Consider the following 17,761-nt stretch of genomic DNA (forward strand, 5'->3'; position numbering starts at 1 on the left):
AAAACACATTGATATTCAAGAGGGAAAAAATCGTCAAGTGATCGCATTAACAATTTGAAATGATAATTAATTCAATATTTTCAAAGAGTTAAAGTGATACTATTCACCCGACTAAGTTTTTTGCATTCCAGGAATAATACCCGAACCTGTGGATAAGTCTGTTTACAAGAGTATGTCAATGACGAAAAAAAACGTCCCCAACGTATTTATTCGTTGTGGATATTTTTATTGGGGTAAGAATTTGGAGCGGGAAACGAGACTCGAACTCGCGACCCCGACCTTGGCAAGGTCGTGCTCTACCAACTGAGCTATTCCCGCTTGGGTGTGTCTGTGCTTTGTAGACAAAAGCACTTTCAAATTTTGGAGCGGGAAACGAGACTCGAACTCGCGACCCCGACCTTGGCAAGGTCGTGCTCTACCAACTGAGCTATTCCCGCTTGGGTGTGTCTGTGCTTTGTAGACAAAAGCACTTTCAAATTTTGGAGCGGGAAACGAGACTCGAACTCGCGACCCCGACCTTGGCAAGGTCGTGCTCTACCAACTGAGCTATTCCCGCAAATTTGTACTGCTTTTGCTGCTGCCGTAACGTGTAATTCTCTGTCGTTACGGGAGGCGCATTATACGAGAAATCCGTTTAGCTGCAACCCCCCTAAAAGCGATTTTTTCGTTTTTCTGTTTAAGTGCTGAATTTATCGGCAAGTCGTCTAATTTAGCGACAATCCAGCCTCAGTGCAAGCGCGCAGGAACGATATTCGCAGGCCGGGTAAGCCGCAGCGCCGTCCGGCCATCCACAAAATCAAAGCTTAATAAAATGTTCGCGATAGTAAGCAAGCTCAGCAACAGATTCACGAATATCGTCCATCGCCTGATGCGTTCCCTGCTTGGTGAAGCCAGCAAGAATTTCCGGCTTCCAACGACGCGCCAGCTCTTTCAACGTACTGACGTCAAGATAGCGATAATGGAAATACGCCTCCAGCTCCGGCATGTATTTAAACAGGAAACGACGATCCTGACCGATGCTGTTGCCGCAGATAGGTGATTTCCCTTCTGGAACCCACTCTTTCAAAAAAGCCAGCGTAGCCAGTTCAGCTTCACGATCCCCCATGGTGCTCGCCTTCACGCGATCCACTAGCCCACTACCGGTATGCGTACGTACGTTCCAGTCATCCATTAATGCCAGCTGTTCGTCGGACTGGTGCACCGCAATTGTCGGTCCTTCAGCCAGAATATTCAGGTTGGCATCCGTCACCAGCGTGGCTATCTCAATTATGCGATCGCGCTCGGGATCCAGACCTGTCATCTCCAGATCGATCCAAATCAGGTTGTTTTCATTGGCACTCATGCTATTTTCCACCCTTCAGCGTCACATTCAGTGTGACTATATTCATCTAAAATTGCGTGTATCATAAATGTTTTGCCCATTATGGGCGACCAGGAGTCAGTCCGATTGAGTAAGAATAAACTCTCCAAAGGCCAACAGCGCCGTGTGAACGCCAATCACCAGCGTCGTCTGAAAACGTCCACGGAGAAGCCAGACTACGACGACAACCTGTTTGGCGAAACCGCTGAAGGCATCGTTATCAGCCGTTTTGGTATGCATGCCGACGTGGAATCTGCTGACGGTGAGATTCACCGCTGCAACATCCGCCGTACAATTCGCTCGCTGGTTACCGGCGATCGCGTTGTCTGGCGCCCGGGAAAAGCAGCAGCAGAAGGCGTGAATGTCAAAGGCATCGTTGAGGCGGTACACGAGCGTACCTCGGTACTGACACGTCCCGACTTTTACGACGGGGTAAAACCCATTGCCGCCAACATCAACCAGATCGTTATTGTCTCAGCCATCTTACCCGAGCTGTCACTCAATATTATCGACCGGTATCTGGTAGCCTGTGAAACGCTACACGTTGAACCAATTATCGTCTTGAATAAGATCGATCTGCTGGATGACGAAGGCATGGCCTTTGTTAACGAACAGATGGATATTTATCGCCACATTGGCTATCGCGTGTTGATGGTATCAAGCCGCACGAAAGACGGCCTGAAACCGCTTGAAGAAGCATTAACCGATCGCATCAGCATTTTTGCCGGTCAGTCGGGCGTTGGTAAATCTAGCCTGCTCAATAATCTTCTCGGCCTGCAGGAAGAGATCCTGACCAACGATGTCTCCGACAACTCCGGCCTTGGACAGCACACCACCACTGCCTCTCGCCTGTATCATTTCCCGCACGGTGGCGACGTTATCGACTCCCCTGGCGTACGTGAGTTCGGGTTGTGGCATCTGGAGCCGGAACAAATCACACATGGTTTTGTCGAATTCCATGACTACCTGGGCCACTGCAAATACCGCGACTGCAAGCATGATACCGATCCAGGCTGCGCTATCCGTGAGGCCGTAGAAAAAGGGGCAATAGCCGAAACTCGGTTTGAAAATTATCACCGCATCCTGGAAAGCATGACGCAGGTAAAAACACGTAAAAACTTTTCTGATACAGACAACTGACAACTAAGCTAAGCATCGCTAGAATCGTCCCCCTTTTTTCAGGATCCGGCCCGTATGCCGGATCGGGAACAAATTATGGCCTGGAGGCTACCTTGTTAAACTCATTTAAGCTTTCGCTACAATACATTCTGCCGAAACTATGGCTCACTCGCCTGGCGGGTTGGGGTGCGAGCAAACGAGCAGGATGGCTGACTAAACTGGTTATCGATCTGTTCGTGAAATATTACAAGGTCGATATGAAAGAGGCGCAAAAGCCGGATACCGCCAGCTATCGCACCTTTAACGACTTCTTTGTTCGCCCACTGCGCGACGACGTTCGCCCGATTAACACCGATCCAAACGTACTGGTCATGCCTGCTGACGGCGTGATTAACCAGTTAGGAAACATCGAAGAAGACAAACTGCTGCAGGCCAAAGGGCACAGCTATACTCTTGAAGCACTGCTGGCCGGCAACTACCAGATGGCGGACAAATTCCGCAACGGTACGTTTGTGACCACTTACTTATCTCCACGCGATTACCACCGTGTACATATGCCGTGTAACGGTATCCTGCGTGAAATGATGTACGTGCCAGGCGATCTCTTCTCTGTAAATATCCTGACTGCGCAAAACGTTCCAAACCTGTTTGCACGCAACGAACGCGTAATCTGTCTGTTTGATACCGAATTTGGCCCGATGGTGCAGATTCTGGTCGGCGCGACCATCGTTGGCAGTATTGAAACCGCATGGGCTGGCACCATTACCCCACCGCGTGAAGGCGTCATCAAACGCTGGACCTGGCCGGAAGGCGAAAGCGAAGGGTCGGTGGCGCTGTTGAAAGGTCAGGAAATGGGCCGCTTTAAGCTCGGTTCCACCGTTATCAACCTGTTCGCGCCTGGCAAAGTTAACCTGGTTGAGCAGTTGCAGGACCTTTCAGTGACCAAAATCGGCCAGCCAATGGCCATCTCGACCGAGACATTCGTGACGCCAGAGGCAGAACCTGCCCCGCTTGCGAAAGAAGAGATCGAAGCAGAACACGACGCCAGCCCGCTGGTTGACGACAAAAAAGACGAAAGTTAAACATAGGAATCGCTGCTGTGCGCCTGATTATCACTTTTCTGATGGCCTGGTGCCTCAGCCTGGGGGCGTACGCTGCGACGGCCCCCGATGCCAAACAACTCACCCAGGAACTGGAGCAGGCAAAAGCGGCGAAACCTGCTCAGCCAGAAACCGTTGAGGCTCTCCAGTCCGCGCTGAATGCCCTCGAGGAGCGTAAAGGTTCTCTCGAGCGTGCCCAGCAATATCAGCAGGTTATTGATAACTTCCCCAAGCTGTCCGCAACATTACGCGCGCAGCTTAGCAACCTGCGCGACGAACCGCGCAATGTGCCAACCGGACTCACCACCGATGCGTTAAACCAGGAGATCCTCCAGGTCAGCAGCCAACTGTTGGAAAAGAGTCGTCAGGCCCAGCAGGAGCAGGATCGCGCCCGGGAAATCGCAGACTCGTTAAGCCAGCTTCCTCAACAGCAAACCGATGCCCGCCGCCAGCTAAATGAGCTTGAGCGACGTATTGGTACCGCCAACTCTAATCCCGCGCAGAATCAGGCGATGCAGGCTGAATCCGCCAAACTCAAAGCCCTGGTCGATGAACTGGAGCTGGCGCAGCTTTCCGCTAATAACCGCCAGGAGCTGGCGCGTATGCGCTCAGAGCTGGCGGAAAAACAGAGCCAGCAGCTCGATACTTACCTGCAGGCTTTGCGCAACCAGCTCAACAGTCAACGTCAGCGTGAGGCAGAGCGAGCGCTGGAAAGCACCGAACTGTTGGCGGAAAACAGCGCGGGACTGCCGGAAGGTATTGTCGACCAGTTCAAGGTTAACCGCGAACTGTCTCAGGCATTAAACCAGCAGGCGCAACGTATGGACCTGGTAGCCTCGCAACAGCGTCAAGCCGCCAGCCAAACGCTGCAGGTGCGCCAGGCATTGAATACGCTGCGAGAGCAGTCTCAGTGGCTTGGGGTCTCAAATATGCTGGGAGAAGCGCTGCGCGCGCAGGTATCCCGTTTACCGGAAATGCCCAAGCCTCAGCAGTTGGATACCGAAATGGCGCAGCTTCGCGTGCACCGTATGCGCTATGAGGATCTCCTCAACAAACAGCCGCAGTTGCGTCAGATTCATCAGGCCGATGGACAACCGCTGACCGCTGAACAGAGCAGCATTCTCAACGCCCAGTTACGCACCCAGCGTGAGCTGCTGAACTCTTTGTTACAGGGCGGCGATACGCTGATCCTTGAGCTGACCAAGCTCAAAGTCTCTAACAGCCAACTGGAAGATGCGCTAAAAGAGGTCAACGAAGCAACGCACCGCTATCTGTTCTGGACCTCGGACGTTAGCCCCATCTCCCTCTCCTGGCCTGTCGACATCGTCCAGGATCTGCGGCGTCTGATCTCATTAGATACGTTTAATCAGTTGGGCAAAGCCAGCATCATGATGCTGACCAGCAAAGAAACGCTGCTGCCGCTTTTCGCGGCATTGGTGCTGGTTGGCTTTAGCCTCTCTTCGCGCAAACACTTCACCCGTTTTCTGGAGCGTTCATCTGCGCGGGTCGGAAAAGTCACCCAGGATCACTTCTGGCTGACGATACGCACGGTGTTCTGGTCGATACTCGTCGCTTCTCCGTTGCCGGTGCTGTGGGCAACGCTCGGTTACGGATTGCAGGAAGCCTGGCCTTATCCATTAGCTGTCGCTATCGGCGATGGCGTTACCGCCACGGTGCCCATGCTGTGGGCAGTAATGATTTGCGCCACCTTTGCGCGCCCCAACGGTCTGTTCATTGCCCACTTTGGCTGGCCGCGTAACCGCGTCGCGAAAGCCATGCACTATTACCTGATGAGTATCGGGCTGATTGTGCCGCTGATCATGGCGGTGATTATGTTTGATAATCTCAATGACCGGGAATTCTCCGCCTCACTGGGGCGTCTGTGCTTTATTCTGATTTGCGGTGCGCTGGCGGTCGTGACCCTGAGCCTGAAACGCGCCGGAATACCGCTGTACCTCGATAAAGAAGGCAACAGCGATAACATGGTCAACAGCATGCTGTGGAATATGCTGATGGGCGCACCGCTAATTGCCATTCTCGCTGCGGCAGTGGGCTATCTCGCCACGTCGCAAGCTTTACTGGCGCGTCTGGAAACGTCCGTAGCTATCTGGTTCTTGTTACTGGTGGTGTATCACGTTATCCGCCGCTGGATGCTGATCCAGCGCCGCCGGCTGGCGTTTGACCGCGCCAAGCATCGACGTGCCGAAATGCTGGCGCAGCGCGCACGGGGTGAAGAAGAACCAGCGCATTCCACCAGCCTTGAAGGCACGATTGATGTTGATGAAAGCGAAGTGGATCTGGATGCTATCAGCGCGCAATCACTGCGCCTGGTGCGCTCTATCCTGATGCTTATCGCCCTGCTCTCGGTCATTGTGCTGTGGTCAGAAATTCATTCCGCTTTCGGCTTCCTGGAAAATATCTCGTTATGGGATGTCACCTCCACGGTGCAGGGTGTGGAAAGTTTAGAGCCGATAACGCTGGGTGCAGTGCTTATCGCAATCCTGGTGTTTATCATCACTACCCAGTTAGTGCGCAACCTGCCCGCGCTGCTGGAGCTGGCGCTGCTGCAACATCTCGATTTAACCCCCGGCACCGGTTACGCCATCACCACCATCACCAAGTACCTGCTGATGCTGATTGGCGGTCTGGTGGGCTTCTCAATGATCGGTATTGAGTGGTCCAAACTGCAATGGCTGGTAGCGGCTCTCGGTGTCGGTCTGGGCTTTGGTTTGCAGGAGATCTTCGCCAACTTTATTTCCGGCCTGATTATCCTCTTTGAAAAACCAATCCGCATTGGCGACACAGTGACGATTCGCGATCTTACCGGTAGCGTGACGAAAATTAATACCCGCGCCACGACCATCAGCGACTGGGACCGCAAAGAGATCATCGTGCCCAACAAAGCCTTTATCACCGAGCAGTTTATCAACTGGTCGTTATCGGATTCGGTCACCCGTGTGGTATTAACCATCCCGGCACCGTCGGAGGCTAACAGCGAGGAGGTTACGCAGATCCTGCTTACTGCCGCACAACGCTGCTCGCTGGTTATCGATAACCCGGCGCCAGAAGTCTTCCTGGTTGACCTGCAGCAAGGGATTCAAATCTTCGAACTGCGTATTTATGCCGCTGAGATGGGGCATCGTATGCCGCTGCGCCACGAAATCCACCAGCTGATTCTGGCAGGCTTCCGCGAGCACGGTATCGATATGCCGTTCCCACCGTTCCAGATGCGTCTGGAGAGCCTCGGCGGTAAGCAAACGGGAAGAACCTTAAGTTCTGCGGGCAGAAGCAGTCGCCCGGCGGGGAGTTTGTAAGTCATGCCACAATAAGACGTGAGGTGTGCTTACACTACCCAGCGTCTTATTTACCAGCATAATTGATATCTAATGTTAAAACGCCATAACCAAAAAAGCAGGAGAGCCGCCATGACAGAATATTGCCAGATACCGCGCTGTCTTCTCCATACGATCGCATAGATAAAAGGAATAAACAGAGGTAGTGTTAAGATTATGCCCACAGAACGAACATCGTCGTCCTCAATATAATCCATGACATCACAGACATTATTGATTCCCCTGCCGTCAATAAACCATTCCTTGTCCTGAGTTGAAAACATAATTATCAATATAATGCTAACTATGCCCCAGATGAAATTCAATGTAAAAGACTTCCAACTCATTAGCCGCCTCGCATAATTTTAAGTATTGCATCTTTCTTTTCTATAATTCGACGACCATATTCACTATACTCACGATCCGGAAAACCGGGTTGTTCACTAATAGATTGGATAATATCCTTTTTATTTCTCATGGTTCCACGATTATATCTAGAACCAGCCAATATTATTTGTTCATCTGTCAAGTACATAGTATCAGAATCTGGATTGTCATATAAAATAAGATCGCGTAAATGGAATGCTACAACCCGAATATTAAAGTGGTTATCAAGCAAACACTGCGACAAGCGGAATTGCTGAAAATGAGTCAGTTTATCTGGGTGAATACCTATTGTTCTTGCTGCAACGCCTATCTGGATAGCAACTGAACCGACAGATGTAGCATTCGACCATTCATTGCTGCTCTTTCCCAATACTTCTTCAATTACCTGTCTAAATTGCAGAACACCAACACCTTTAAATCTCTCTGGAGTTCCGCCAACTTCTGCGACAGCAACACCTGCAAGGAGTAATTCTGGGACTCTTGCTTCATAAGCACATTGTTTTATAATAGTTCTATGGTGAATTAACCAAGCCGTTTTATAATACCAAAGATATGATTTCCCAGTCATAAAACGCCAATTGGTAGGCAGGGCATACCAACGGAAAAAATCCAACCCGTTCCAATGAGGAAACCATATTCGTCTATCTCACAAAATGGCGGAGAGCTGATCATCATAAAAATTTAATCACCAAGGCAATGTAAACATTGACCTAACAATAGCCATGATTCTCAACCAGTAATGAGACAGACATCACAAGCATAAAAGGAAAAATCAGAAGTTATATTTTTTAAAATAAATTCATAGCAGCAATCATTTCCAATTATACAATATCACCCCAAGATGATTGTCATAATAAATATATCATAGATATACACACGAATTTCATTTTGATAAATTATAAAAATGATTTATTACGAACAAAGCCCGAACGGTATCCCTATCGGGCTTTGCGGAAATTCAATATTTATCTTTCCTTAGTCTGTCACCCACCGGGGGAGTTTCACCATACGACGGCTGTAGTTCTGATAAATCGCCATTGCCAACAGCGAGAAGAAGATCGGGCCTCCGGTCATCCACAATGCGCTGTTCCAGTCCCCTGCTTCAATCACCGGCTGGATGATGGTGAACACATTGGCAAACGTCACCACCAGCACAACCACCGATGTGGCCAGTAACGTCGCCGCTCGGGTTTTAAAGACAACAAACGGTCTTTCCAGGCCCGTACGGGCTTTAAAGAACGGAAACGCCAGCGCGAGGAACAGATACGGCAGCGTCATCGAGACGTTCGCCATCAGCGTCAGTTTGTTATAGAACGCTGAAGCCGTATCGCCGCCAAACGAAACCAGCAGGATAAACAGGCTCACCAGCAGGCACTGCAACCACATTGCCGTCGTCGGCATCCCCACGGCATTCAGTTTGGTCATCGGCGCTGGCCACAGCGCCTTCGGCGTTCCCTGAATAATCGCTTTCAGTGGCGAATAGCTGAGCGTGAAAAAAGCGCCGGTATAAGCGAGAAACATAGAAAGCCCGGTGATACGCGCGAACCACACCCCCGTCGTCATCGCGGTTTCAGGAGAAAGATGCAGCGCGTTACCTAACGTCATCCCGAGGCTTTTCATCAGGATATACGTTATATTGCCGAGGTTGACCGAGCTATTGCTTAATACTTGCTGCCAGTTGGTGCTAACGCCCCATAAAAATATGGCCAGTGAATAACCGACAGAAATGACAATCGCGGCAAAGACAATGCCTTTCGCAAAGTTCTTTTCTGGCTTCTCTGTTTTATCAACTAATCCACCCACGGCTTCTATTCCGCCGTAAGCAAAAATAGCAAACACAACAAATGACAACATGGCCAGACCGGACTGATATCCCGGATTAGGCGAGGAGATGAAATTAATATCCTGCGCAAAGTGACCACCAGTTAATAACAAAATAGCGACACTCACTAACAACAGAACTAAATTAAGACACATTACGGCAATTCCGCCTACAGCCGTAATACGAGCAATCTTATTAATACCCCGGGAGGCCACGCAGGTTACCAGAATCATCCAACCGACGGCGAGCAACCCGACGACCTGCGTAGGCTCAAGCCCCGCAAAACGCCAGTGCTGCGTCATGTCTGCGCCAAATAAGAAGGTTGAAAAAGGTACCCAGACTTTCGCTGCGGTACTTACCATCCATATCACATAGGAAGAAAACCACATAAACGTGCCGATAAACGCATAGCGTGGCCCAACGCTATTATTCATCCACGAATAGATTCCGCCCTCTTCTTTCCGATAGGCAGCCCCCATTTCCGCCATCATTAAAGCAAATGGGATAAAGAATAATAATGCAGAAAATATATACCACGGAATCGCGCTATACCCCATTAGATAGAATGCGGAGGGGCTATTCGCAAAACCGAAAACAGACGTAAATATCATGAGGATGAGACCTATTAGGCTCATCTTTTTTATTGTTTGGGTCATTAAACCATCCCTTACTCTGGCAAGCGTTTAACAAACGCCACTCACCGGTTGGCACTGCCCTCTTTTCAGAGTTCAGCGATAGAAAAATCAACACAGAATTGATACCTGAACGATATCAAATATCCAGGAGTAAATTGTGGCTATTAGAGGGTAAATGAAAAAATATGCTACAAAGTGGCTATTTCACCGCCACTTTGTATTGAATGAGAGTGCGTTACGCGCGATCGACGGTAAATGCGATAACCTCGGCCAGGCTCTCTGCGCCCAACGCCAGCATCACCAGACGGTCAACGCCCAGCGCCACACCAGAGCAATCCGGCATACCCACTTTTAACGCTTCAAGCAGGTTGGTGTCGATCGGCTGCTGCGGCAAGCCACGCGCGGCACGTTTGCGGTTATCCTGTTCAAACCGCTGCTGCTGTTCGCGCGCGTCGGTCAATTCATGGAAACCATTCGCCAGCTCAATACCTTTGTAGTAAACCTCGAAACGTTCAGCCACGCGGTGATCTTCGGTACTGATTTGCGCCAGTGATGCCTGGCTGGCCGGGAAATGATACACAAACGTCGGTTTGTCTTTGCCAATATGCGGCTCAACGCCCATCGTAAACAGCAACTGCAGTAAGGTGTCCCGGTCTTCTTCGGTATCGGCGATATTACTGAGATCCAATTTCGCCGCCACTTCCCGCAGTTGGGTTTTATCTGCAGACAGCGGGTCTATCTCCAGATGGCGCTGGAAGGCTTGCTGGTAAGAGAGACTTTCCGCAGGTGAGCAGTCCAGCACCTGCTGGAGCAAATCATCCACTTCATTCATCAGGCGATACATATCGTAGTGCGGACGATACCACTCGAGCATGGTGAATTCAGGGTTATGATGACGCCCCATCTCTTCATTACGGAAGCTGCGGCACAGTTGATACACCGGGCCGCATCCTGCCACCAGCAGGCGCTTCATATGGTATTCCGGGCTGGTCATTAAATAGAGATTCATTCCCTGGGAGTGTCCAGGGCCGACGAAACGCGTTTCGAACGGGAACAGATGGATGTCCGTTACCGTTGCCTGACTCATACAAGGGGTCTCAACCTCAAGCACGCCACGATCGGCAAAAAAGCGGCGAATCTCCGCTATAATTGCTGCACGTTTTAACAGATTGGGGATGGACGCGCTCGGCTGCCAGGTTGCCGTTTCGCTCATGGTTGTTTCTCCGATTTAAGACAAGGGCACGAAGTCTACTCGTATCGCGTTAACGAGACAAATTTCGCGCGCCAATAATCCACACTGGCAATTGGATAAAAAAAGCGACATGGGGTGGTTTAGTAATTAAATTAATCAAATTCAATGATAATTCCCCCCTTTGACACGCTAAAAAAATCGAACACGTCAAATTTCCCGCACATCCCTGAGACTATACTATTGTACCTATAAAGGAGCAGTGGAAACGCGTTCATAACCTGTTTGAAGCCGATGAAGCATCTGATTTCAGGCAGGAATGAAATAACAACAATCTGGAGGAATGTCGTGCAAACCTTTCAAGCCGATCTTGCCATTATAGGCGCCGGTGGCGCGGGATTACGTGCTGCAATTGCTGCCGCACAAGCAAATCCCAACGCTAAAATCGCACTGATCTCAAAAGTGTACCCAATGCGCAGCCATACCGTTGCTGCCGAAGGCGGCTCTGCTGCTGTCGCGCAGGATCATGACAGCTTTGACTACCATTTTCACGATACGGTAGCAGGCGGAGACTGGCTGTGTGAGCAGGATGTCGTGGATTACTTTGTCCACCACTGCCCAACTGAAATGACGCAACTGGAACAATGGGGCTGCCCATGGAGCCGCCGTGAAGACGGTAGCGTCAACGTACGTCGCTTCGGCGGTATGAAAATCGAGCGTACCTGGTTTGCCGCGGATAAAACCGGCTTCCACATGTTGCATACGCTGTTCCAAACATCTTTGCAGTTCCCGCAGATTCAGCGCTTTGACGAACACTTCGTTCTGGATATCCTGGTTGATGATGGCCATGCTCGCGGCCTGGTTGCCATGAACATGATGGAAGGCACGCTGATGCAGATCCGTGCTAATGCTGTTGTGATGGCAACGGGCGGCGCAGGTCGTGTTTACCGTTACAACACCAACGGCGGCATCGTAACTGGCGACGGTATGGGCATGGCGCTGAGCCATGGCGTTCCGCTGCGTGATATGGAATTCGTTCAGTATCACCCGACGGGTCTGCCAGGCTCTGGTATCCTGATGACCGAAGGCTGCCGTGGTGAAGGCGGTATCCTGGTCAACAAAAACGGCTACCGTTATCTGCAAGATTACGGCATGGGTCCGGAAACCCCGCTGGGCGAACCGAAAAACAAATACATGGAACTCGGTCCGCGCGACAAAGTTTCTCAGGCTTTCTGGCACGAATGGCGTAAAGGCAACACCATTTCCACCCCGCGTGGCGATGTGGTTCACCTCGACCTCCGTCACCTCGGCGAGAAAAAACTGCTCGAACGTTTACCGTTCATCTGCGAACTGGCGAAAGCCTACGTGGGTGTCGATCCGGTTAAAGAGCCGATCCCGGTACGTCCTACCGCGCACTACACCATGGGCGGTATCGAAACCGATCAGCACTGTGAAACCCGCATTAAAGGTCTGTTCGCTGTGGGCGAATGTTCCTCTGTTGGTCTGCATGGCGCTAACCGTCTGGGTTCTAACTCCCTGGCGGAACTCGTGGTCTTCGGTCGTATGGCCGGTGAACAGGCTGCAGAACGTGCTGCAACGGCTGGCGCTGCAAACAGTGCCGCGCTCGATGCGCAGGTTGCTGGCGTTGAAAAACGTCTGAAAGATCTGGTTAACCAGGAAGGTAACGAAAACTGGTCTAAGATCCGTGACGAAATGGGCCTGTCCATGGAAGAAGGTTGCGGTATCTACCGTACACCGGAACTCATGCAGAAAACCGTTGATAAACTGGCGGAGCTGCAGGAACGCTTCAAGCGCGTACGTATCACTGATACCTCCAGCGTCTTCAACACCGACCTGCTGTACACCATCGAACTGGGTCACGGTCTGAACGTTGCTGAATGTATGGCGCACTCTGCTCTGGCGCGTAAAGAATCCCGCGGCGCGCATCAGCGTCTGGATGAAGGCTGCACCGAGCGTGACGATGTGAACTTCCTCAAACACACCCTCGCCTTCCGCGATGCTGACGGCACGACTCGCCTGGAATACAGCGACGTGAAAATCACCACTCTGCCACCGGCTAAACGTGTTTACGGTGGCGAAGCGGAAGCAGCCGATAAGAAGGAGAAGGCGAATGGCTGAGATGAAAAACCTGAAAGTTGAGGTGGTGCGCTATAACCCGGAAACCGATACCGCGCCGCACAGTGCTTTCTACGAAGTTCCTTATGATGAAACCACGTCACTGCTGGATGCGCTGGGCTACATCAAGGATAACCTGGCACCGGACCTGAGCTACCGCTGGTCCTGCCGTATGGCGATCTGCGGCTCCTGCGGCATGATGGTCAACAATGTACCTAAACTGGCGTGCAAAACCTTCCTGCGTGATTACACCAGCGGCATGAAGGTTGAAGCGCTGGGCAACTTCCCGATTGAGCGCGATCTGGTCGTCGACATGACGCACTTTATCGAAAGCCTGGAAGCGATCAAACCGTACATCATCGGTAACCCGCGTACACCGGATCAGGGTCCAAACACCCAGACTCCGGCGCAGATGGCGAAGTATCATCAGTTCTCCGGTTGCATCAACTGTGGTCTGTGCTACGCCGCGTGCCCGCAGTTCGGCCTGAACCCAGAGTTCATTGGACCGGCTGCGATTACGCTGGCGCATCGTTACAACGAAGATAGCCGCGACCACGGTAAGAAGGAGCGTATGGCTCAGTTGAACAGCCCGAACGGCGTCTGGTCCTGTACTTTTGTGGGCTACTGCTCCGAAGTCTGCCCGAAACACGTCGATCCGGCTGCGGCCATTCAGCAGGGTAAAGTTGAAAGTTCAAAAGACTTTCTTATCGCTACCCTGAAACCACGCTAAGGAGTGCACGATGACGACTAAACGCAAACCCTATGTGCGACCAATGACGTCCACCTGGTGGAAAAAGCTGCCATTTTATCGTTTTTACATGCTGCGCGAAGGCACGGCGGTTCCGGCAGTCTGGTTCAGCATTGAACTGATTATCGGCCTGTTTGCACTCAAGCATGGTGCAGAGTCCTGGATGGGCTTTGTCGCCTTTTTGCAAAACCCGGTGGTGGTGATCCTGAATATTATCGCCCTGGCAGCAGCGCTGCTGCATACCAAAACCTGGTTTGAGCTGGCGCCAAAAGCTGCCAACATCATCGTAAAAGACGAAAAAATGGGGCCAGAGCCGATCATCAAAGGTCTCTGGGCAGTTACTGTGGTTGCGACAGTAGTAATACTGTTTGTTGCCCTGTTCTGGTAAGGAGTCCGGAATGATTAATCCAAATCCAAAACGCTCTGACGAACCCGTATTCTGGGGCCTGTTTGGTGCAGGCGGTATGTGGAGCGCAATCATTGCGCCGGTGATGATCCTGCTGGTCGGCATTATGCTGCCGCTGGGCTTTGTTCCTGATGCTTTCAGCTATGAACGCGTACTGGCATTCGCTCAGAGCTTCATCGGACGTGCGTTTCTGTTCCTGATGATCGTTCTGCCGCTGTGGTGTGGTTTACACCGTATGCACCACGCGATGCATGACCTGAAAATCCACGTGCCTGCGGGCAAATGGGTATTCTACGGACTGGCAGCTATCCTGACCGTTGTAACGGCTATTGGGATCCTGACCATCTAATCGCATGCGTTAATTATCAGGCCCGCCAATGGCGGGCCTTTTTATTAGTGCAGCATCCCGGTCAACCAGCGGGAAAACTCACGCATCGCGGGCGTCTCCGGACGAGATTGTAAACGCGTTATCCAGTAACTCCCCAGATCAATCTGCGTTAGAAAAGGCTGCACGATACGTTCACTACTGAGCAAATGCGTGAACATTCTTACCGGTGCAATTGCCACACCAATCCCCGCCTGCGCGGCTTCCAGCATTGAGACGGACGAGTCAAACACCACCACGTTGTGCGTCGGTGACGGAGGCGCTTCTCCGGCGGCCTGCATCCAAAGCGTCCATTCATCACGCCGATACGATCGTAATAACGGAAATTTCAGGATGTCCACAGGTGCTTTAATCTGCGAGGCCAATGTCGGTGAACACAGCGGAGACATCAGCGCGCTACACAAATATTGCGCATCGGTATCGTGCCAGGCTCCTCCTCCGTAGCGAATAGTATAATCCAGCCCTTCGGCGGCGGGATCCACACGGTTATTGTGGGTGGAGATATGCAAATCAATATGCGGACAGTGGCGCTTAAAGTCGCTCAACAGAGGGAAAAGACAGCCGACCGCAAAGGTCCCCACCACGCCAATTTTTAGTTTTTCCTGAGTCTGTTTAGTGGCAAAACGATCCAGCATCCCCGCCATACGATCGAAAGAGTCATTAAGTACAGGTAACAGACTTTCCCCTTCAGTCGTCAACATTAACCCTCGAGAACCACGCACAAAAAGCTGACAATTCAGCTGTTGCTCCAGCGCTTTCACATGTTGGCTTATTGCAGAATGCGTCACGTTGAGCTCAATTGCAGCGCGGGTAAAGCTGAGATGTCTGGCCGCTGCTTCAAAAGCCCGCAGCGAGTTAAGAGGGATATAGCTACGCGTCATTATCTGGCCTGTTAGAAAAACTTATATCTGCTGCTAAATTTAACCGTTTGTCAACACGGTGCAAATCAAACACACTGATTACGTCTGACGGGCCCGGACACCCTTTCGCTTTTAATTACGGAACTGATTTCATGATGAAAAAATCGATATGCTGCGCGCTGCTGCTGACAGCTTCGTTCTCCACGTTTGCCGCCGCAAAAACAGAACAACAAATTGCCGATATCGTTAACCGCACCATCACACCGCTGATGCAGGAGCAGGCTATTCCGGGTATGGCCGTTGCGATTATCTATCAGGGGAAACCTTATTACTTTACCTGGGGTAAAGCCGATATCGCCAATAACCGTCCAGTCACGCAACAAACGCTGTTTGAACTCGGATCGGTCAGTAAAACGTTCAACGGCGTGCTGGGCGGCGATGCTATCGCCCGCGGCGAAATTAAGCTCAGCGATCCGGTCACGCATTACTGGCCTGAACTGACTGGTAAGCAGTGGCAGGGTATCAGCCTGCTGCACTTAGCCACCTACACGGCAGGCGGCCTGCCGCTTCAGGTTCCGGACGACGTTACGGATAAAGCCGCGTTACTACGCTTTTATCAAAACTGGCAGCCGCAATGGGCCCCAGGCGCTAAACGTCTTTATGCTAACTCCAGCATTGGTCTGTTTGGCGCCCTGGCGGTGAAACCCTCAGGCATGAGCTACGAAGAGGCGATGACCAAACGCGTCCTGCACCCCTTAAAACTGGCGCATACCTGGATTACGGTTCCGCAGAGCGAACAAAAAGATTATGCCTGGGGTTATCGCGAAGGAAAGCCAGTGCATGTATCCCCTGGCCAACTTGATGCCGAAGCATACGGGGTGAAATCGAGCGTTATCGATATGACCCGTTGGGTTCAGGCCAACATGGACGCCAGCCAGGTTCAGGAGAAAACGCTCCAGCAGGGCATCGAGCTTGCGCAGTCACGTTACTGGCGTATTGGCGATATGTACCAGGGCCTGGGTTGGGAGATGCTGAACTGGCCGGTGAAAGCCGACTCGATAATTAGCGGTAGCGACAGCAAAGTGGCACTGGCAGCGCTTCCTGCCGTTGAGGTAAACCCGCCCGCGCCTGCCGTGAAAGCCTCATGGGTGCATAAAACGGGCTCCACTGGCGGATTCGGCAGCTACGTTGCTTTCGTTCCAGAAAAAAACCTTGGCATCGTGATGCTGGCAAACAAGAGCTACCCAAACCCTGTTCGCGTCGAGGCCGCCTGGCGCATTCTTGAAAAACTGCAGTAACGGACAAGGAGGCCCTGGATATTGGGCTTCCTTTCTTTCTCTTTTTTTCCTGCTGTCATCTACACTTAACAAAAATCCAGCAAGGAAAATCCCATGCGCATTCTGCCCGTCGTTGCTGCAGTTACGGCTGCATTTCTGGTTGTCGCTTGCAGCACCCCAACACCACCGAAAGGTGTTACCGTAGTAAATAACTTTGATGCCACACGCTATCTGGGCACCTGGTATGAAATTGCGCGTTTCGACCATCGATTCGAGCGCGGACTGGAAAAAGTGACTGCTACCTACAGCCTGCGCGACGACGGCGGTATCAATGTTATTAACAAGGGCTATAACCCGGACAGAGGAATGTGGCAGAAAACGGAGGGGAAAGCCTACTTCACTGGCGACCCAAACCGCGCTGCGCTCAAGGTCTCGTTTTTTGGCCCCTTCTATGGCGGGTATAACGTGATTGCCCTCGACAGGGAATATCGTCACGCGCTGGTTTGCGGGCCGGATCGCGACTACCTGTGGATCCTTTCACGGACCCCTACTATTTCAGATGAAATGAAACAGCAAATGCTGGCCATCGCGACCCGGGAAGGGTTTGAGGTGAATAAGCTGATTTGGGTAAAACAGCCTGGCGCTTAGTGGGTGCTCAGCTTGAGGCCAATAATACCGGCCACAATCAGCCCGAGGCTCAGTAACCGCGCCGGGCTGGCAGATTCACCCAGCAGCAGAATCCCTGTAATGGCCGCCCCGACTGCGCCGATACCGGTCCATACGGCATAGGCGGTTCCTACAGGCAACGTACGCATTGCCCAGGAGAGCATGGCGATACTGACGATCATTGCCACAATAGTGATAATGCTTGGCGTCAAACGCGTAAAACCGTGGGTATATTTCAGGCCAATCGCCCAGACAACTTCGAGCAGACCTGCAATTAATAAAACGATCCAGGACATATCAGGCTCCAGAACAATGGGGCCGTCCCCGGTGAAAGAAGCG

16 protein-coding genes and 3 tRNA genes are annotated in these 17,761 nt (G+C 51.6%); 9 read left to right on the forward strand and 10 right to left on the reverse strand.

Annotated features, from left to right (window positions below; translation table 11 throughout):
- Positions 1-242: 242 nt before the first annotated feature.
- The 4 genes from O6D90_RS21245 to orn all read right to left on the reverse strand — a co-directional run bounded on the left by O6D90_RS21245 (position 243) and on the right by orn (position 1,342).
- Positions 243-318, reverse strand: a tRNA-Gly gene (locus O6D90_RS21245).
- 43 nt (positions 319-361) lie between these two features.
- Positions 362-437, reverse strand: a tRNA-Gly gene (locus tag O6D90_RS21250).
- Positions 438-480: 43 nt separating this feature from the next.
- Positions 481-556, reverse strand: a tRNA-Gly gene (locus O6D90_RS21255).
- Positions 557-796: 240 nt separating this feature from the next.
- Positions 797-1,342 (reverse strand): oligoribonuclease, encoded by a 546-nt coding sequence (gene orn / locus O6D90_RS21260; RefSeq protein WP_016151407.1) that lies wholly within the window; start codon positions 1,340-1,342, stop codon positions 797-799.
- Between the two features lie 105 nt (positions 1,343-1,447).
- Between orn and rsgA the strand changes: the two genes are divergently transcribed.
- The 3 genes from rsgA (at position 1,448) to mscM (ending at position 6,893) form a co-directional block, all read left to right on the forward strand.
- Entirely contained in the window at positions 1,448-2,500 is a 1,053-nt protein-coding gene (gene rsgA, locus O6D90_RS21265; protein ID WP_168188438.1) for a small ribosomal subunit biogenesis GTPase RsgA, read from the forward strand.
- Positions 2,501-2,592: 92 nt separating this feature from the next.
- Positions 2,593-3,561, forward strand: a complete 969-nt coding sequence (gene asd / locus O6D90_RS21270; RefSeq protein WP_016155504.1) for an archaetidylserine decarboxylase — start codon at positions 2,593-2,595, stop codon at positions 3,559-3,561.
- A 17-nt stretch (positions 3,562-3,578) separates the two neighbouring features.
- On the forward strand, positions 3,579-6,893 hold the full coding sequence (mscM, locus tag O6D90_RS21275; RefSeq protein WP_016151404.1) for a miniconductance mechanosensitive channel MscM: 3,315 nt from the start codon (positions 3,579-3,581) through the stop codon (positions 6,891-6,893).
- A gap of 50 nt (positions 6,894-6,943) precedes the next feature.
- On the opposite strand, the gene O6D90_RS21280 is transcribed toward mscM, so the two are convergent.
- From O6D90_RS21280 to epmA, 4 genes are all read right to left on the reverse strand, one after another.
- Positions 6,944-7,258 (reverse strand): YjeO family protein, encoded by a 315-nt coding sequence (locus O6D90_RS21280; RefSeq protein ID WP_016155503.1) that lies wholly within the window; start codon positions 7,256-7,258, stop codon positions 6,944-6,946.
- Entirely contained in the window at positions 7,258-7,866 is a 609-nt protein-coding gene (locus tag O6D90_RS21285) for a hypothetical protein (RefSeq protein ID WP_016155502.1), read from the reverse strand. The genes O6D90_RS21280 and O6D90_RS21285 overlap by 1 nt, the downstream gene beginning before the upstream one ends.
- A 407-nt stretch (positions 7,867-8,273) precedes the next feature.
- Complete coding sequence (gene yjeM / locus O6D90_RS21290; protein ID WP_016155501.1) at positions 8,274-9,776, reverse strand: glutamate/gamma-aminobutyrate family transporter YjeM; 1,503 nt, start codon at positions 9,774-9,776, stop codon at positions 8,274-8,276.
- Positions 9,777-9,990: 214 nt separating this feature from the next.
- Complete coding sequence (gene epmA, locus O6D90_RS21295; protein WP_003830517.1) at positions 9,991-10,968, reverse strand: elongation factor P--(R)-beta-lysine ligase; 978 nt, start codon at positions 10,966-10,968, stop codon at positions 9,991-9,993.
- A gap of 324 nt (positions 10,969-11,292) precedes the next feature.
- Between epmA and frdA the strand changes: the two genes are divergently transcribed.
- The 4 genes from frdA to frdD are packed head-to-tail and all read left to right on the forward strand — an operon-like array spanning position 11,293 to position 14,583.
- Positions 11,293-13,083, forward strand: a complete 1,791-nt coding sequence (gene frdA, locus O6D90_RS21300) for a fumarate reductase (quinol) flavoprotein subunit (protein ID WP_016151402.1) — start codon at positions 11,293-11,295, stop codon at positions 13,081-13,083.
- Complete coding sequence (frdB, locus tag O6D90_RS21305) at positions 13,076-13,810, forward strand: fumarate reductase iron-sulfur protein (RefSeq protein ID WP_016155500.1); 735 nt, start codon at positions 13,076-13,078, stop codon at positions 13,808-13,810. Before frdA ends, frdB begins: the two co-directional genes overlap by 8 nt.
- A 10-nt stretch (positions 13,811-13,820) precedes the next feature.
- Positions 13,821-14,216, forward strand: coding sequence for a fumarate reductase subunit FrdC (gene frdC / locus O6D90_RS21310; RefSeq protein WP_016151401.1), 396 nt, complete (start codon positions 13,821-13,823; stop codon positions 14,214-14,216).
- Between the two features lie 10 nt (positions 14,217-14,226).
- Positions 14,227-14,583: a fumarate reductase subunit FrdD gene (gene frdD, locus O6D90_RS21315; protein ID WP_003025535.1), complete on the forward strand. Its 357-nt coding sequence runs from the start codon at positions 14,227-14,229 to the stop codon at positions 14,581-14,583.
- A 44-nt stretch (positions 14,584-14,627) separates the two neighbouring features.
- On the opposite strand, the gene ampR is transcribed toward frdD, so the two are convergent.
- Positions 14,628-15,500, reverse strand: coding sequence for a LysR family transcriptional regulator AmpR (ampR, locus tag O6D90_RS21320; RefSeq protein WP_016155499.1), 873 nt, complete (start codon positions 15,498-15,500; stop codon positions 14,628-14,630).
- A gap of 131 nt (positions 15,501-15,631) precedes the next feature.
- On the opposite strand from ampR, the gene O6D90_RS21325 reads away from it, so the two are divergent.
- Both O6D90_RS21325 and O6D90_RS21330 read left to right on the forward strand, forming a co-directional pair.
- The gene (locus tag O6D90_RS21325) at positions 15,632-16,777 is read left to right on the forward strand and encodes a class C beta-lactamase CMY-101 (RefSeq protein WP_016155498.1); all 1,146 of its coding nucleotides are present in this window, start codon (positions 15,632-15,634) and stop codon (positions 16,775-16,777) included.
- Between the two features lie 93 nt (positions 16,778-16,870).
- Positions 16,871-17,404: a lipocalin family protein gene (locus O6D90_RS21330; protein WP_016151398.1), complete on the forward strand. Its 534-nt coding sequence runs from the start codon at positions 16,871-16,873 to the stop codon at positions 17,402-17,404.
- Here O6D90_RS21330 and sugE read toward each other — a convergent pair.
- Positions 17,401-17,718 (reverse strand): quaternary ammonium compound efflux SMR transporter SugE, encoded by a 318-nt coding sequence (gene sugE / locus O6D90_RS21335; protein WP_016151397.1) that lies wholly within the window; start codon positions 17,716-17,718, stop codon positions 17,401-17,403. The two genes, O6D90_RS21330 and sugE, sit on opposite strands and share 4 nt — an antisense overlap.
- Positions 17,719-17,761 lie beyond the last annotated feature (43 nt).

This window comes from Citrobacter sp. 21OH12SH02A-Citro, from assembly GCF_027919895.1.
Classification (GTDB): Bacteria; Pseudomonadota; Gammaproteobacteria; order Enterobacterales; family Enterobacteriaceae; genus Citrobacter; species Citrobacter braakii.

Coding starts and splice junctions, on each gene's coding strand:
- orn (WP_016151407.1), bottom strand. CDS start 1,342: ATGAGTGCCAATGAAAACAACCTGATTTGGATCGATCTGGAGATGACA.
- O6D90_RS21280 (WP_016155503.1), bottom strand. CDS start 7,258: ATGAGTTGGAAGTCTTTTACATTGAATTTCATCTGGGGCATAGTTAGC.
- O6D90_RS21285 (WP_016155502.1), bottom strand. CDS start 7,866: ATGACTGGGAAATCATATCTTTGGTATTATAAAACGGCTTGGTTAATT.
- yjeM (WP_016155501.1), bottom strand. CDS start 9,776: ATGACCCAAACAATAAAAAAGATGAGCCTAATAGGTCTCATCCTCATG.
- epmA (WP_003830517.1), bottom strand. CDS start 10,968: ATGAGCGAAACGGCAACCTGGCAGCCGAGCGCGTCCATCCCCAATCTG.
- frdB (WP_016155500.1), top strand. CDS start 13,076: ATGGCTGAGATGAAAAACCTGAAAGTTGAGGTGGTGCGCTATAACCCG.
- frdC (WP_016151401.1), top strand. CDS start 13,821: ATGACGACTAAACGCAAACCCTATGTGCGACCAATGACGTCCACCTGG.
- frdD (WP_003025535.1), top strand. CDS start 14,227: ATGATTAATCCAAATCCAAAACGCTCTGACGAACCCGTATTCTGGGGC.
- ampR (WP_016155499.1), bottom strand. CDS start 15,500: ATGACGCGTAGCTATATCCCTCTTAACTCGCTGCGGGCTTTTGAAGCA.
- O6D90_RS21325 (WP_016155498.1), top strand. CDS start 15,632: ATGATGAAAAAATCGATATGCTGCGCGCTGCTGCTGACAGCTTCGTTC.
- O6D90_RS21330 (WP_016151398.1), top strand. CDS start 16,871: ATGCGCATTCTGCCCGTCGTTGCTGCAGTTACGGCTGCATTTCTGGTT.
- sugE (WP_016151397.1), bottom strand. CDS start 17,718: ATGTCCTGGATCGTTTTATTAATTGCAGGTCTGCTCGAAGTTGTCTGG.